Origin of the sequence: Ruegeria sp. THAF33 (genome assembly GCF_009363615.1) — a bacterium.
Lineage (GTDB): Bacteria > Pseudomonadota > Alphaproteobacteria > Rhodobacterales > Rhodobacteraceae > Ruegeria.
This window is the reverse complement of the sequence record NZ_CP045386.1, coordinates 169,237-183,931: the sequence shown is the minus strand read 5'-3', so window position 1 is coordinate 183,931 and position 14,695 is coordinate 169,237. Positions and strand designations below refer to the sequence as shown.

Annotated in this window: 13 protein-coding genes and 1 pseudogene; 5 read left to right on the top strand and 9 right to left on the bottom strand. The window is 54.9% G+C overall.

The genetic code is table 11. The features are described 5' to 3' along the window. Nucleotides 1-102: 102 nt before the first annotated feature. From FIU92_RS21770 to FIU92_RS21740, 7 genes are all read right to left on the bottom strand, one after another. Nucleotides 103-870, bottom strand: coding sequence for an SDR family NAD(P)-dependent oxidoreductase (locus FIU92_RS21770; RefSeq protein WP_152460813.1), 768 nt, complete (start codon nucleotides 868-870; stop codon nucleotides 103-105). Nucleotides 871-873: 3 nt separating this feature from the next. Further along, nucleotides 874-1,440 (bottom strand): SIS domain-containing protein, encoded by a 567-nt coding sequence (locus FIU92_RS21765; RefSeq protein ID WP_152460812.1) that lies wholly within the window; start codon nucleotides 1,438-1,440, stop codon nucleotides 874-876. Then, nucleotides 1,437-2,480: an NAD(P)-dependent alcohol dehydrogenase gene (locus FIU92_RS21760; protein WP_152460811.1), complete on the bottom strand. Its 1,044-nt coding sequence runs from the start codon at nucleotides 2,478-2,480 to the stop codon at nucleotides 1,437-1,439. The genes FIU92_RS21765 and FIU92_RS21760 overlap by 4 nt, the downstream gene beginning before the upstream one ends. A 12-nt stretch (nucleotides 2,481-2,492) precedes the next feature. After that, a complete protein-coding gene (locus FIU92_RS21755) occupies nucleotides 2,493-3,464 on the bottom strand; it encodes a sugar-binding transcriptional regulator (RefSeq protein ID WP_152460810.1) in 972 nt (323 codons plus the stop codon). 64 nt (nucleotides 3,465-3,528) lie between these two features. Next, complete coding sequence (locus FIU92_RS21750) at nucleotides 3,529-4,347, bottom strand: carbohydrate ABC transporter permease (RefSeq protein ID WP_152460809.1); 819 nt, start codon at nucleotides 4,345-4,347, stop codon at nucleotides 3,529-3,531. A gap of 3 nt (nucleotides 4,348-4,350) precedes the next feature. Beyond that, a complete protein-coding gene (locus FIU92_RS21745; RefSeq protein WP_152460808.1) occupies nucleotides 4,351-5,217 on the bottom strand; it encodes a carbohydrate ABC transporter permease in 867 nt (288 codons plus the stop codon). A gap of 69 nt (nucleotides 5,218-5,286) precedes the next feature. Then, nucleotides 5,287-6,630 (bottom strand): ABC transporter substrate-binding protein, encoded by a 1,344-nt coding sequence (locus tag FIU92_RS21740; RefSeq protein WP_152460807.1) that lies wholly within the window; start codon nucleotides 6,628-6,630, stop codon nucleotides 5,287-5,289. Between the two features lie 147 nt (nucleotides 6,631-6,777). Here FIU92_RS21740 and FIU92_RS21735 point away from each other — a divergent pair, with 147 nt between their 5' ends. The 5 genes and pseudogenes from FIU92_RS21735 to FIU92_RS21715 all read left to right on the top strand — a co-directional run bounded on the left by FIU92_RS21735 (nucleotide 6,778) and on the right by FIU92_RS21715 (nucleotide 12,283). Further along, on the top strand, nucleotides 6,778-7,794 hold the full coding sequence (locus FIU92_RS21735) for an ABC transporter ATP-binding protein (protein WP_152460806.1): 1,017 nt from the start codon (nucleotides 6,778-6,780) through the stop codon (nucleotides 7,792-7,794). Nucleotides 7,795-7,805: 11 nt separating this feature from the next. Next, nucleotides 7,806-8,546, top strand: a complete 741-nt coding sequence (locus FIU92_RS21730) for an HAD family phosphatase (protein ID WP_152460805.1) — start codon at nucleotides 7,806-7,808, stop codon at nucleotides 8,544-8,546. A 34-nt stretch (nucleotides 8,547-8,580) separates the two neighbouring features. Then, the gene (gene xylB / locus FIU92_RS21725) at nucleotides 8,581-10,044 is read left to right on the top strand and encodes a xylulokinase (protein WP_152460804.1); all 1,464 of its coding nucleotides are present in this window, start codon (nucleotides 8,581-8,583) and stop codon (nucleotides 10,042-10,044) included. A 499-nt stretch (nucleotides 10,045-10,543) separates the two neighbouring features. Beyond that, nucleotides 10,544-11,365, top strand: a complete 822-nt coding sequence (locus FIU92_RS21720; RefSeq protein ID WP_152460803.1) for a type IV toxin-antitoxin system AbiEi family antitoxin domain-containing protein — start codon at nucleotides 10,544-10,546, stop codon at nucleotides 11,363-11,365. After that, nucleotides 11,355-12,283 (top strand): annotated as a pseudogene (locus FIU92_RS21715) (nucleotidyl transferase AbiEii/AbiGii toxin family protein). Before FIU92_RS21720 ends, FIU92_RS21715 begins: the two are co-directional and overlap by 11 nt. Before the next feature lie 82 nt (nucleotides 12,284-12,365). On the opposite strand, the gene FIU92_RS21710 reads toward FIU92_RS21715, so the two are convergent. Then, nucleotides 12,366-13,478 carry a Fic family protein gene (locus FIU92_RS21710; protein ID WP_152460802.1) on the bottom strand — a complete coding sequence of 371 codons (1,113 nt, stop codon included), beginning with the start codon at nucleotides 13,476-13,478 and terminating at the stop codon, nucleotides 12,366-12,368. Nucleotides 13,479-13,630: 152 nt separating this feature from the next. After that, nucleotides 13,631-14,686, bottom strand: coding sequence for a helix-turn-helix domain-containing protein (locus FIU92_RS21705; RefSeq protein ID WP_152460801.1), 1,056 nt, complete (start codon nucleotides 14,684-14,686; stop codon nucleotides 13,631-13,633). Between the last annotated feature and the right edge of the window lie 9 nt (nucleotides 14,687-14,695).

Sequence of the window (14,695 nt, the reverse complement as noted above, 5' to 3'; positions counted from 1 at the left end):
TCTAACCGTACCGCTTTTCCTGACCATCCGGGAAGTCTCTGCAGTGCTGAAAACAGATCGACGGGCCAATCCCAAACCCCAGGGGTTGGTTTGCAAAACGCGTCATATGCTTGAATACCCCCCTTCGATCATCATGATCGCACCGTTCACCAGATCGGATGCGGGGGCAGCCAGATATAGGGCCATATCTGCGATCTCGACAGGTTCGCCAAAGCGGCCCAAAGGCGTTCGCTCGATAAACGGATCTTTCTTTTCCGGCGCCGACCACAGCTCTTTCCCCATTTCGGTTAGCACGACGGTTGGGCAGATCGCGTTGACCTGAACGTTGTACGGCGCCGCTTCGGTCATGAGCGATTTCGTCAGAGAATTGAGCGCCCCCTTGGAGGTGGCGTAGGCCGCGTGATCGGCTAAGGCAATAACGCCCGTCTGCGATGAAATATTGATGATCTTACCCTGTCGCCGTTCCATCATGCCAGGCAGTACCGCGCGGGATAGGATAAAGGGCGCTGTTAGATTTACCGCCAAAGTGCGCTGCCAATCCGCCAGATCATAGTCAACAACCGGCCCGGTCAGGGCAATTCCGGCAGAGTTTACGAGAATATCGACCCGCCCAAAAACCTCCAATGCCCTGGCTGCGACCAAGGCCGTTTCTTCGGCATCAGCCAAGTCTCCGGTTATTGCTGCAAAATCTCGCCCCAATGCTTGAACCTCAGTTCCCAATTGCGCAAGCCGGTCCTTGTCGCGGCCATGCGCCGCGATGTCCGCTCCTGCATCCGCAAAAACCTGTGCAATTGAGGTTCCAATCCCTGAAGACGCACCGGTGATCAGCGCTTTCTTTCCCATCAAACTGAAACGGGTTTCCCAGGGCATGAGCTATTCCAAATTGGTGTGATTGGCGCGCATATCCTCGGGCGTGACGGCCATCCTGTCGCGCAAGTCCAGCACAAGAAGCTCGAAGAACAGGAACATGAGCACCTCATAGAGCGACCCCATCGGCAGCACAGACGTGGCATCAGGACCTTCGTCTGCGGCCATGGTTTGCGCGGGAAGGTGAACGGTCAGATCCACGACCTGTGGCACGGCACCCTCGGGTTTTGCAGTGATGCAGACAACTTTGGCACCGGCCTCCCGCGCAACGCCCACCAACGCGGCTACAGTTGAAAAATGCCCCGGTCCTGCGCTGACAAGCAGGATGTCCGATGCCCCGACCGGTGGCGCCGTCATGTCGCCGACCACATGGGCGTCACACCCCAAGTGAAACAGCCGCATCGCAAGTGCCTTCATCATCAGGCCCTCGCGACCGACACCGTAGCAAAGGATCTGCCGTGAATTGGCAAGAGCCTCAGATAAAGGCGCGATCTGTTTCAAAACGTGACCGGACAAGCCCGGTCGTAGTTCAGACAGGACCTGTTCGGCCAAATTGTCCAAAAAGTCGGTCATGCTCGGTCCAACCGAATCTGGATTTTGACGTCTGTTGGTCGCGCCTCAACTGCACGGTCGAACGCTTCGATGCTGTTCTCAAAGTCAAATGTTTCAGTGATCAGAGGTTTCACATCCACCTTGCCCGACCCAAGCAAAGCTATGGCCCGGTCATACATATTGGCATAGCGAAACACCGTCTCCATCCTGATTTCCTTGGACTGAGCCAGAACAATGTCGACCGGCACAGGATCGACCGGCATGCCTACCCAGACTACACAGCCCGCAGGGGCTACGGCATCGAGAGCGGTTTGAATTGAGGTGGCCGCGCCGGCACATTCGAAAACCACATCCGCGCCCCATCCTTCGGTCGCGTCGCGCACAACGGCTGAGGGGTCATCGCGTCCGATCAAAACAGGTTCGATATTGTCATATTGCGCAGCAACCGACAGCTTTTCCTCAACCAGGTCAGAGATATAGACCTTGGCGCAACCACCAGCCAGCGCGGCCAGAGCCACCATTATGCCAATTGGCCCTGCACCGGTGACAAGCGCCACATCACCCGGTTTGAGCTGCGCTTTGGTTGCTGCCTGCATGCCAATTGCAAAGGGTTCGACCATTGCCCCTTCGGCAAAGCTGATATGGTCGGGCAAGCGATAGGTGAACGCCGCAGGATGTACGACCGAGGGGGTTAGGCAGCCATGCACCGGAGGCGTGGCCCAAAATTGCACAGATGGGTCCACATTGTAGGCACCAAGCTTTGCGGCCTTGGACCGGGTGTTGGGAATGCCGGGCTCCATACAGACCCGATCACCGACACCCATGTCTGTTACGTCTGACCCGACCTCGGTAATCACACCTGCAGCCTCGTGTCCTAGCACCATAGGCGCGTTCACGACAAAGGGCCCAATCTTGCCGTGGGTGTAGTAGTGAACATCGCTGCCGCACACCCCAACCGTATCTATCGCGACTCGGACATCCTCAGGGCCCAATGTCTCGGCCATTTCAATGTCGCGCAGCGCCAGGCGACCAGCTTTTTCCAGAACCAGAGCTTTGGCCATCCTACACCTCTCTTATGTTCCGTTGGTTTCAAGCAAAGCGGCTGCCGTATTCTCATCCGTAACAAGCGTGTCGACAAAACCGCGCTTCAGGGCCGCAGCAATGATCGGCGTTTTATGAAGGCCACCAGCGGCCAGAATGACATTGTCTATTTCGGCCATCTCATCCAGCGACAGGCCAATGACACATTGGTTCAACGGATGATCAATCAGCTCACCATCCGCATTCAAGATGTGCCCGGTGATATCGCCTACTCCGCCTTTGGCGATCAGATCGGCCGGATCGACCCCGTTTGGCAAGGCATCACGCACCAGCAGCGAACTCTCCAGATCCCCCGTAGCCAGCGCAATTGCACCGCAAGATCGAATCTTTTCCAGCATATCCCGGATCACGTCCTGATCCATGAACAGAGCCTGACTCTCCGGGCTACCCGCATAAAGCGGCGCGGTGAAAAAGCTGTGTTCGGCGTTGCATAAATCAGCCAGCCGCGTCGTGATCTCGTACCCGTTCACGTCCGATCCGCGCGAGACGCCGCCCATGATCGACACGATCTCAAGATCAGGACGGTCGAGCGGCTGCATGTGGCGCGTCGCGAGGTTCAAAGTGTTGCCCCAGGACATGCCAAAATGAGTCAGGTTCGGGTCGCTCAAGACTTCGCCCAAATGCGCACCTAGACCCGCAGCAACCAGCGGGGTGACTGACACACGGTCCTCGGGCGAAGGCACCACAACTGCGCGGGTCAGTTTAAACTGCCGCTCAAGCTCCCATTCAAATTGCGCCGCTGCCGCAAAAACGGAATCCACACTGACACGCAAAATGCCTCGCCGCCGCGCCTCGCTGAGCGCTTTGTTGACACGCAGCCGCGTTGTTCCAAACCGCTCGGCCGCGTCGGCCTGTGTCATGCCCTCGACCTCGCAGGCCCAGCACAGCCGCACCAATAGCTGTTCTTCCGGGTCGATCTGGTCAAGTTTGATATAGCGTGACATGGCTGTCCTTTCCTTTTGGTTCCGTTCTACCGCAACGAAACGGGAAAGGGAGTGGTCGAAGACTTCATTTCACGGCTCCCATCGTCAGGCCACGCACCAATTGCTTGGAGGCGATGAGCGCGAAGATCAGAACTGGGATCACGATCAGCGTCGATGTGGCCATGATCTTACCGTACGGCAAGTTGTAGCCTTCCATGAAAGACACAGCCATTGCGGGGGCCGTTTTGGCTTCGGTCCTGGTCAGGATCAGACCGAACATCAGTTCGTTCCACGAAAAGATGAAAGAAAAGATCGCCGATACGGCTACACCAGGCATGGCCAGCGGCAGGCAGATTTTACGCATGATGGTAAACTGCGAGGCCCCTTCCAACCGTGCGGCCTCGTCCAGATCATAGGGTATGCCTCTGAATTGATCTGTCACGATCCAGATGACGATCGGCAAGTTGAAGGTCAGGTAGATCAGGATCAGCGTGATGTGTTTATCCAGCAGCGACAGGTTACGGGCGATCAGAAAGAATGGAAGAGCCAGAACAATGGGGGAAACCATCCGATTGGTGATGAACCAGAACCAAAGGTCTTTTTTTCCGCGAAACTCGAACCTGGCCAGCGCAAAGGCGGCAGGAACGCCCAGAACTAGCGCCAGCAGCGTCGTAGAGATTGCAATGATCAGCGAATTGATCAGTGTCCGTAGTACCCCGTCTTCGAACAGGGCCTCACGATAGTTGGCCAGTGTCGGTTCGAATAGCCACACGGGGGGCGATTCAAGCGCTACCACCTGCGTTTTTAAGGAAGTCGTGACCATCCAATAAAACGGGAAGACACAGACCAGAATGATCAAAGCCAGCAAGGCAATCTGAGACCAGTATGAGCGGGTCGTCATCATGGCTCAGACCTCTTTGTAGAAGACGCGGATATAGATTTGCGCCAGTACAATGGTGATTATCAGCAGGATGATTGCCTGCGCCGAGGCCAGCCCCTGATCGAAGCCGCGAAAACCGACCCGTTGGATCATAAGCGAAATGAACTCGGTCGACGATCCCGGTCCGCCACGCGTTAGGGTGAAAACCATATCGAACAGTTTCAACGTGTCCGCTGTCCGCAGGATCAGCACCGCAACCAGACCCGGCACCAGAAAGGGCAGTTGCACATAGCGCAGAACAATCCATTTGGACTTGGTTTCCAGGCGCGCGGCCTCTTCCACTTCGCCCGGCACCATGGTCAGACCTGCCAGAAGAACCAGCGCTACAAACGGTGTCCATTGCCAGACGTCCCAGAACACAATCATGGCAAAAGCGTTCTGGGGATCGCCGATCCAGTTTATGTCGGCCCCGCCCAAAAGCTGGTTCACTACGCCAAACTTCTGGTTGAACATCACCTGACCCAGCAGGCCCACAACCGCGTAGGTCGTGGCCATCGGTAGAACGAGGCTTAGGCGCGCCAATGTTTTTACCAGTGTCAGACCAGGTTGATGCAACACCAACGCAATGCCCAGACCGAGTGCGATTTGCAGCGGCAGGGCCGTACCCAGCAAGAAAAACGTGCGGCCCATCGCCTGCCAGAACACTTCATCCGTCAGAACGGTCCAATAGTTTTCAAAACCTATAAATTCGACCCGCTTCAGTTTTGTAAGGTTGTAGAAATGCGCTGAAGTCCAAGCCGCGTAAAGCAATGGCGCGATGCCCACCGCGGCAAGACCGATGACCGCTGGACCGATGAATGCAAATATTGTTCTGCGGGGTACTTGGCCGCGCATATCCGTCCTCCAGCTGACCCTCTCGAACCGGGTGCAGGGGCGCCAAATATGCGCCCCTGCATCTTTGTTTTACTGAGCCAGTGGCTTGTCGCCAGAATAGTACCCGGCCGCGTCCAGCACAGCCTCCATCCGGGTGCCGATTTCTTGCGCACCTTCCTCGGTCGAGACCTCACCCAGCATCATTTTTGTGCCCCATTCCTGAACGATCTCGGTGATCTCGGGCCATTCCGCGAAACGGGGGCGGAATTCAGGCACGCCGTCTTGCCAGCTCTCGACCAGTGCGGGCACAAACTTGAAGTCTTCCAGACCATCTTCCTGATAGACAGATTGACGGGCCGGAACACCACCGCGCTCAAGGTATTCCCGCGCATTGGCTTTCGAGGTTGCCCACTGGATGAACAAATAGGCTGCCGCTTGTTCGGCTTCGTCTGCTTGCGAAGCTACTGCCAGAGAGAACCCGCCAAGTGCTGGCTTGCGGCCCGCAGGGCCTGTGGGCTCGGGTGCGATTTCAACGCAATCCGCCACTTTCGATGTCTCGGGCGAGACGACCGACGAATAGAATGCCGACCATTCGGTGATCATTGCGATGTCGCCTTGACTGAACCCATTCACGGTTTCGGCATGGTCATAAGCCACGATACCGTCAGGCATGTATTCCATCAGTTCCTGACGGAATTTCAGTCCTGCCTGGCTTTCGTCACTCATCAGATTGGACTTGAATTCATCGTCTAGGAACGAACCGCCAAAGGGCCACAGCATCCGTGCAAAGCTGTCGGCAGACTGGGTTTCATTCCGCTTGGACTGCAGCGCAAAGGCGTATTTTCCGTCTTTTGTCAGCGCCGGGCCATATGTGTCCTTCAGCTCTTGCCAAGTTTCCGGTGGGCCGTCGAACCCGGCTTCTTCCAGCATGCAGCGATTATAGAACATCAGGCCGGAATAGTTGTCGAACGGCAGGCCATACAGCGTGTCATTCCATCCGCCAAAGGCGTTCAGCACCAGCGGAAAAAAGTCATCGATGTCCAGATCTGGATCAACTACGTCAGGGAACTTTGCCTGAACATCCGCTAACGGAATGATCCAATCGTTCTCTGCAAAGTTGCCTATCCAGACTAGGTCGATCAGTGCGATATCCAGATCACCGCCAGCCACAAAATCCCGCACCTGTTCACCCAGAGCGTTCTCATAGGGATGCTTGATGACGTTTACCTTAATTCCCGTTTCCGCTTCGAACTCGGGCAGCATGGCTTCGATCGCCTCATAGCCCGGGCGCAGCAGGAACACGACGTCAATGGTTGTGCCAGCATAGGGTTGGGCAGCCTTTTTCATGCTCCAGTCATCATCTGCAACGGCCGCACCGGTCGCGATGATGCTGGCGACGGCTGCGGTACCCAGCAAGTTTCTAAGAGTTTTCATTCTCAGGTCTCCTCCCAGTTCAAAATTCTTTTGCATACTAGTTAATACAAAAGTATTTTTCCGACTTGAAAGTCAATACATTTGTTTCTACTGATAAACAAAAGATAACTTGCGGACCGCAGCGTTCGCCGTTGGGGAGGCGTTGCCTTGGCTGGCATCAGAATTGAAGGGCTCGACAAATATTACGGTGAAACACAGGCGCTGTTCGATGTCAGTCTGGACATCAAGGACGGAGAGTTTGTTGTGTTCGTAGGGCCATCGGGTTGTGGCAAATCAACCCTTTTGCGAACACTGGCTGGATTGGAGGGTGCCGACTCGGGGCGTATCGAGATTGACGGGCTGGACGTGACGCATGCTGAACCTGCCGACCGCGAGCTAGCAATGGTGTTCCAGTCCTATGCCCTCTACCCGCATATGAGCGTGCGCGAAAACATGGATTTCGGCATGAAAGTCAACGGATTTGCGACTGCCCTGCGGCAGGAACGGATCGCCGAAGCAGCCCGTATCCTACAGCTGGAAGACTATCTTGATCGCAAGCCCTCACAGCTGTCGGGTGGTCAGCGCCAGCGTGTGGCCATTGGTCGGGCCATCGTTAAAAATCCAAAGGTCTTCCTGTTTGACGAGCCGCTGTCCAATCTGGACGCCAAACTGCGGGTGCAGATGCGGGTCGAGCTGGAAGGCCTGCACAAACAACTCGCCGCAACGATGATCTATGTGACCCATGACCAGGTTGAAGCCATGACAATGGCCGACAAAATCGTTGTTTTGAATGGCGGACGCGTCGAGCAGGTTGGAACTCCGATGGAATTGTATCATTCACCCCGGTCACGCTTTGTTGCCGAGTTCATCGGTTCCCCGGCCATGAATGTGTTTGCGCCCAGTAACACAGTGAGCGGATTGACCATCAAACCGGAGGCGGCTTTCGTCGGCTGCCGCCCCGAACATCTTGAGCTGGTGCAACAAGGCGCGGGCAATACCGACTCCACGGTCAGGGTCAAGGAACAGCTGGGAGGCGAGAGCTTACTGTACCTCACACTCCCTGACAATAGCGAGATCGTCGCGCGCGTCGGCGGTGACGACGATACACCTGTTGGTCAAACCGTAGGTGTTCGAGTCCCCGAAAATCGACTGCATCAATTTAGCGCTGACGGGCGCGCATTGTAAGGGTGCGCGCGATGGCAGGCGACAACGCCAAGGGTTCCAAGCCGGATGCGCAGCCTCCTTTATCGCTTGAGGCGTTCGATCTGATTATTTTTGATTTTGATGGAGTTATTGCCGATAGCGAGATCATCTCGCTGTCCACATTGAAAGAAACTCTGACAGAGTATGGTATCGACCTGCAGGCACAAGAGGTCCGAAGCCTATTTCTGGGCAAATCTCTCTCGACAATTGAAGCTTTTGTTGCTGAGCACAGCACAACCTCTGCCAGAGGCTTTGCGCATACATGGCAGGCCAAGTTGTTCCGACGTTTCAAGCGGGAACTCTCACCTATTGCTGAAGTCAAAGATTTTTTGGGGGTGTTGACGACGTTGAACCTTCCGTATTGCATCGCCTCCAGCGGGACGTTCGAACGGATCAGTGTTGCCCTGACGGCGATGCAGATGACCGCGTTGTTTGGTAACGTCTTCAGCGCCGAGCAAGTTGAGCACGGCAAACCAGCACCAGACTTGTTTCTATACGCCGCTGCTCAGGTCGGCGTTCCCCCCAGAAACTGCCTTGTGATCGAAGACTCACCTTATGGCGTGCGCGCTGCCAAGGCGGCTAACATGTATTGTGCCGGATTTGTGGGTGGGGCGCATCTACGTGGTATTGAAGACCAGCATGGCGAGTTTCTAAGTCAGCAAGGGGCTGATCTGATCATATCATCATATGAAGCACTCGCGCCTGCGATTTTCAGGCAGCGGGCAAAACAGTAAACGATTTGCAGGTACCAATGAGGGGCAAAGTCGCATGAGCTACCTTGGCATAGATCTGGGAACATCCGGGCTTCGCGCCCTGCTTCTGGCAGAAGATGGCAGCGTGATCGGATCGGCCGAGCAGTCTTACTCATCCGAACACAAACACCCCGGTTGGAGCGAACAGAACCCGGCGGATTGGATCACGGCGCTTGAGATGGCGGTTGGCGAATTGCGCGGTAGTCACCCCGAGTTTACCGACCTCCGCGCTGTCAGCGTCGCAGGACATATGCATGGCGCAACTCTGCTGGATTCTGCTGGCGACGTGATCCGGCCTTGCATTCTGTGGAATGACACGCGCTCGGATATTGAGGCACAGCATCTGGATGCCATGCCCGGCGTTCGTGAGATTTCAGGCAACATCGTGTTTCCCGGTTTCACGGCGCCCAAACTGCTCTGGGTCAAGGCTCATGAGCCTGAAAGTTTCGCCCGCGTGGCCAAGGTCCTGCTGCCTACTGCTTATCTGAACTACTACCTGACCGACGACTATGTCGCTGATATGTCGGACAGCGCCGGAACATCCTGGCTGGACGTGTCGGGCCGCGCGTGGTCCGACAAGTTGCTGACCGCCGGACAGATGAGCGAAACACAGATGCCGCGGCTTGTCGAAGGATGCCAGCCGGCCGGCACCCTACGGCCCGATTTAGCGGCAAACTGGGGCGTCAGTGGCAGCGTCTTTGTTGCGGGTGGTGCGGGAGATAACGCGGCAGCTGCCTGTGGCCTAGGGGCTTTGAATGAGGCCGATGGCTTTCTGTCTCTCGGAACCTCAGGCGTTCTTTTGGCTGCGCGGGATGGTTACTACCCTGCTCCTGATTCTGCACTGCACACGTTCTGCCACGCAGTTCCTGATCGCTGGTACCAGATGGGTGTCATGTTGTCGGCAACGGATAGCCTAAACTGGCTGGGTCAGATCACTGGCAAGAATCCATCCGACCTGACGCGCAATCTGGGCGACAATTTGCGTGCGCCCGGTCGCGTGCAGTTCTACCCCTACCTGTCCGGAGAACGCACACCCCATAACGACGCCAGCATTCGAGGCAGCTTTACCGGGCTGGGAAAGGATACCGACCAGAGCGACCTTACCTGTGCGGTGCTCGAAGGTGTCGCCTACGGTTTGAGCGACTCGTATGATGCGCTGGCGCAGACTGGAGCCCACATAGACCGTCTGATCGGCATCGGCGGTGGAACGCAATCGCGGTACTGGGTAAAACTGATCGCAACCGTTCTGGATGTGCCCATAGAGTTGCCGCAGGATGGTGAGTTCGGTGCCGCACTTGGGGCAGCTCGACTTGCAATGATCGCTGGATCCGGAGCGTCGCCAGAGGACATCCTCAAACCTCCCAGAATCGGTGAGCGGGTGCTTCCGGACAGTAATATGACAGAGGCTTTAAACGCGGCAAAAATCCGTTTCCGCGCGGCATACGAACATCTTCAGGAAATATCGTCTAGGCGGGGATAGACGTGCTTGGCAAGTAATTCTGTAGACAACTTAAACCAGTTTCAAATACGCCAATAGTGCGGTCCTATGTGCCGCACATACTTGGCGCCTCTCGGAAAAAGCGGCGGAACGTGTCAGCTTGAAGGTGTCTCAACTGGTTAGAGATCGCTCTTGGTTGATCACCCGATTTCCCGATGGAAGGGATAAAAAGTCGTGATCATTCCAGCCATGATCGGTGTAATCCTGAACACATGCAAAAGGGAGGCCTATTCCGTCCTACTCTGCTTGATGGGAATGTCCGCTTTGTCAGATTGCAGAAAGCTGTGTGGCTCTGGCAGCGAATGACCGCTATCCGCCCTTGGCGCCGGAATCTTCCATTTATCCCGGGTATTCCGATGGGTTTCCGCGTGGCGCTGTGGTTTTAATAATGTGTTATTTTCAGCGCTATAGACGCTTTAAAAATGTACTTCTCAAAGAAATCCTCTTGCCTTCTCTTTGAAATTATATGATTTAGGGCGTCATGAACGCTGGAAGATCGCAAAATCTGAAGAAAGTTCTCGACTCGGTGCCCGCGGGATATCTCGTCGATGCCAACTGGCTCACCGCCCATGGCATAGCCTACGAAACCTTTCGCGACTATGTAAAACGGGGCTGGCTCGAACGCGTTCACCGCGGCGTTTTCCGCCGACCTGTTCCCAATCCGCACGCATCAAACACCGTTGACTGGAAGGCCTGCCTGATCTCGATGCAACACATCATGGGCTATGACGTTCATGTCGGCGGCAAAACCGCTCTCTCACAACAGGGTTATGACCACTACCTGCGTTTGGGCAACAACGCCCCCGTCTGGATCTATGGCTACAAAATACCCAACTGGCTCATTAAGCTGCCACTCAACGCACGTATCGAAACGCGAAACACATCGCTGTTCGCTGACCAGGCACTTGGCCTTACAAATGACGATACAAAATCGGAAAACTCCCTCCCGTGGGATTGGCAACTGCGCATGTCGGTCCCCGAACGGGCGGTCATGGAAGCGATGGATGAATTGCCAGACCATGAGAGTTTTCACAACCTCGACATGGTGTTCGAGGGCTTGACGACGCTACGACCTAAGTTGCTCTCGGCACTTTTGCTGAGCTGCAAGAAAATAAAGGTCAGGCGCCTCTTCTTCGTTTTTGCGGATCGTCACAATCACCCCTGGCGCAAACGACTTGATGCTGACGCCTTCAACCTCGGGACAGGGGATCGAGCATTGGTCAAAGGTGGCCGGATACATCCGCGATATCGCATCATGGTACCCGAAGAGTTCGTCACGACAGGGGCAGAAAATGGCGCGTAGGAATTATGAATCCCAGGTCGCCTTTCTCGTGCGTGTATTGCCTTACGTCGCGCAGGAAGAGATATTCGCGCTCAAGGGCGGGACAGCAATCAACCTATTCTATCGCGATCTACCGCGACTCTCGGTTGATATCGACCTGACATATCTGCCGATCAAAGAGCGTGAACAGAGCCTCGCCGAGATCAACGAAGCCATGGATCGTATCGCTAAGTCGATCGAAAAGGGCATCAACGGGCCAAGGCTCAGAGAATAAAAGGAGGTGGAGGCGGCGCCACCCGCGTGCTTGCGCGTCTGGAAGGTGCAGAAGTCAAAATCGAGACCTCCCCAGTCACGCGCGGCGTTGTTCACGATCCCGAAACCCGGGCGGTCTCCGACGCCGTAGCAGACGCGTTTGGCTATGCAGAAATGCAGATCGTCTCATTCGAAGATTTGTTCGGCGGTAAGCTTCACGCAGCCGTGGATCGCCAGCATCCACGCGATCTTCATGACGTAAAACTTCTCTACGAACATGAAGGACTGACGGATGATCTGTTCCGGACTTTCCTGATCTACATTGCCTGTTCGGCACGTCCGGCACACGAATTGCTGAATCCCAACCTGATTGCCCTTGATCAACCTTATGTGCGTGAGTTCGAGGGCATGACCAAGTCGCCCGTCGGCCTGGATGACCTGCTGGCGACGCGCAACCAACTGATTGCGGATATCCAGTCTCGCTTCGACAAACCCACCAGACAATTTTTGCTCAGCCTGCAGGATGGCGCGCCGGATTTCGCCGCAATAGATCGACCGCAGACCGCCAATCTTCCCGCCGTGCGTTGGAAGCTTCTCAATCTGGAGCGCCTGATCCGGGACAACCCAAAAAAGCACGTCGAGCAAAGGGAAGAACTCGAGAAACTCCTAGTTCGCCTCTTCGACTGATTGAAATTCAGAGTCCGACCAATTGAAAGCGCGGGCACATTTCCGCGCCGCTCACCCGCCCTTCGTGCCGTATTTCAGCCCCCTACCCGTCCCGATCTAGCTTTAACCAATAGCGAGTGTACCGGAGTTCACCTGTTCGGGTCAGAGCGCCCTTCTCGACCAGGTCCTGCAGATCCCGCGTCGCCGTGGCGCGCGATGTTCCCGTGATCGAGATATAGTTCTCAGCACTTAATCCGCCTTTGAACCCTTCCGGTCCAGCTTTGAACAAACGTGCGATTACTTTGCTTTGCCGGGCGTTGAACTGATCACGATACCGGTCATAGAAATGCGTCTTAGCAATGAAGAAACCAACCCGATCAAGAGTCACCCGCTGCGCTGTAAGAACGGTCTCGGCAAACCAGATAAGCCAAGGTGTAACGTCTAGCGTCTTTTGATGACGTTCGAGTTGGTCGTAGTATGCCTTCCGCTCTCGCTCGATCGTGAAAGCAAGTGCAATCAGACTTGGCTGACCAATGTTTTGTGCCAGGGACTTTTCAGCCAGCGCCCTACCCAACCGGCCATTGCCGTCCTCAAAGGGGTGAATGCTCTCGAAATACAGATGGCTCAAACCGGCCCGGATCAGTGCGCGCAAAGGTTCTGGACCATCTGGTGCGGTGCGGTTGAACCAGGTTACGAACTGGTCCATTTCAGCTGGAATCTGATGAGAAGGTGGCGCTTCGAAATGCACCGTTGGGCGGTCGAGCCTGCCTGAGACGATTTGCATTGCATCCTCATGGCTCCGGTATGATCCAATCGTTTCCAGATGCCTGTCATGGGACAGAAGCATGTCATGCCACCGAAACAGGGTGTCATGTGACAGTGGCACCGAATAGTTGGAATAAACGTCCACCATCATTTCTGAAACGCCTTGCTCGCGCGGTTTGGATGGATAGCTGTCGGGAGCCAGTCCAAGATGGCGACGCAAGGAAGATTGCACGCTGAGCCGATCTAGCATCTCACCTTCGATCGCACTGGTCTTCATTGCCTCTTCGCTTAGCAGGTCGATACGCAATTGATCTCGATCCGATGTGTTCACATGATGAACCGCTCCAAGAACTTCCCCTGAGGACAACAGGAACTGTTGCTCGTATGGTTCGAGGCTCGAGGCATCGTAACGAAAAGTCGGCCAATCAGGGTTCTGCCAGTTCCATATCATGAGGTATAAGATTCCAGTCTATAACTCATTATTTATTACTTTTTGACCCATAGGGGTCAATCCTATAGCTCACCTCTTTCCGAACCGTTCAATCTAAACATTGATTTGAAAGATAAGCTGACGACAGAAAATCTCTTCCTGTTTCATAAAACCTACGACGCATTGGAGGTCCGCGTCAGCATTGCGCTTGGAGATAGCTCTCCCTTTTCAATCTTGGCCAGTAATGAAATCAGGTAAGCCCCTGGAGACTGTATGTTCTCAGTACGTTGGAAGATGTATCCGAGAACGATAAAGCGAATAGCGGGGCCAAACGTTAATTTCATTGCATACCAGGTTTTGCCGAGTCGTAGATACTCGGCGATATCATCCATAAGCCGATCACAGTGGTGCTGATCTTTCGCAAAGCGTAGTTCTGCGCATAGCCGTGGAAAACTGCGCTCCATTTGGTCTGGAGAAACCTGAATCTGAGAAAGTTTTTCTTTCTTAACTTCGGGATTCAAAGAGTCCTCTTTGTGCCCCTCAATTTCACTGTCACTGGCCCTCAAATTTTCTGTATCAGTCTGTGTTATCTCGGAGATTTCCACAGAGATTTCTGCCAGCAGCTCGCTGAGTATATTTGCATCTGGTTTGCGACGCAGAGCATTGCGTACGGTGGTCATCAAATCAGAGATCGCGGTGTCATTTGCTACGAGGTCCCTAAGGCGCGCCAGAGCGGCGGAAACCTTGTCGCGGAGTACAGTGAACTCCAGAACTCGATCAGCATGCCTCTGGGCTTCCTGGATGAACTCAGCGTGCCGTTCAGACAAAGGCATCAAGGAGAGCCCAGTTGCGGTGACCACCCTGCCCTGTCGATCCCGGCGCGCCCATCGCTTGCCGTTTGCGCTCATTACGCGGCGGATAAGTCCAAGCTCAACCAGCGTTGAGATATGACGCTCAACTGTCTGCACGCTGACATGAGTTCGCTTGGCGATCGCCGCGTTGGAAGCGAAGCAGATGTGATGATCATCTTGGTCCGGAGCAATCTGATCACCGCCCACAAAGGAAATCATCGTTCTCAGGACATTGAGAGTTGTGGATTTTAACCCAAGAGGTTCTCTGGCCTCTTCAACGGCGCGAAGAAGTATCCATTTTTTGGGCGTACTACTCCCCTGCCCTGTCGTTACCGACAAGGTTGCTCCATTTGGAGCCAATGCTGTTAGTGTTTTCATGATTATCTA

Coding starts and splice junctions, on each gene's coding strand:
- FIU92_RS21710 (WP_152460802.1), bottom strand. CDS start 13,478: ATGATATGGAACTGGCAGAACCCTGATTGGCCGACTTTTCGTTACGAT.
- FIU92_RS21750 (WP_152460809.1), bottom strand. CDS start 4,347: ATGATGACGACCCGCTCATACTGGTCTCAGATTGCCTTGCTGGCTTTG.
- FIU92_RS21765 (WP_152460812.1), bottom strand. CDS start 1,440: ATGACCGACTTTTTGGACAATTTGGCCGAACAGGTCCTGTCTGAACTA.
- FIU92_RS21760 (WP_152460811.1), bottom strand. CDS start 2,480: ATGGCCAAAGCTCTGGTTCTGGAAAAAGCTGGTCGCCTGGCGCTGCGC.
- FIU92_RS21755 (WP_152460810.1), bottom strand. CDS start 3,464: ATGTCACGCTATATCAAACTTGACCAGATCGACCCGGAAGAACAGCTA.
- FIU92_RS21705 (WP_152460801.1), bottom strand. CDS start 14,686: ATGAAAACACTAACAGCATTGGCTCCAAATGGAGCAACCTTGTCGGTA.
- FIU92_RS21730 (WP_152460805.1), top strand. CDS start 7,806: ATGGCAGGCGACAACGCCAAGGGTTCCAAGCCGGATGCGCAGCCTCCT.
- FIU92_RS21740 (WP_152460807.1), bottom strand. CDS start 6,630: ATGAAAACTCTTAGAAACTTGCTGGGTACCGCAGCCGTCGCCAGCATC.
- xylB (WP_152460804.1), top strand. CDS start 8,581: ATGAGCTACCTTGGCATAGATCTGGGAACATCCGGGCTTCGCGCCCTG.
- FIU92_RS21770 (WP_152460813.1), bottom strand. CDS start 870: ATGCCCTGGGAAACCCGTTTCAGTTTGATGGGAAAGAAAGCGCTGATC.
- FIU92_RS21720 (WP_152460803.1), top strand. CDS start 10,544: ATGAACGCTGGAAGATCGCAAAATCTGAAGAAAGTTCTCGACTCGGTG.
- FIU92_RS21745 (WP_152460808.1), bottom strand. CDS start 5,217: ATGCGCGGCCAAGTACCCCGCAGAACAATATTTGCATTCATCGGTCCA.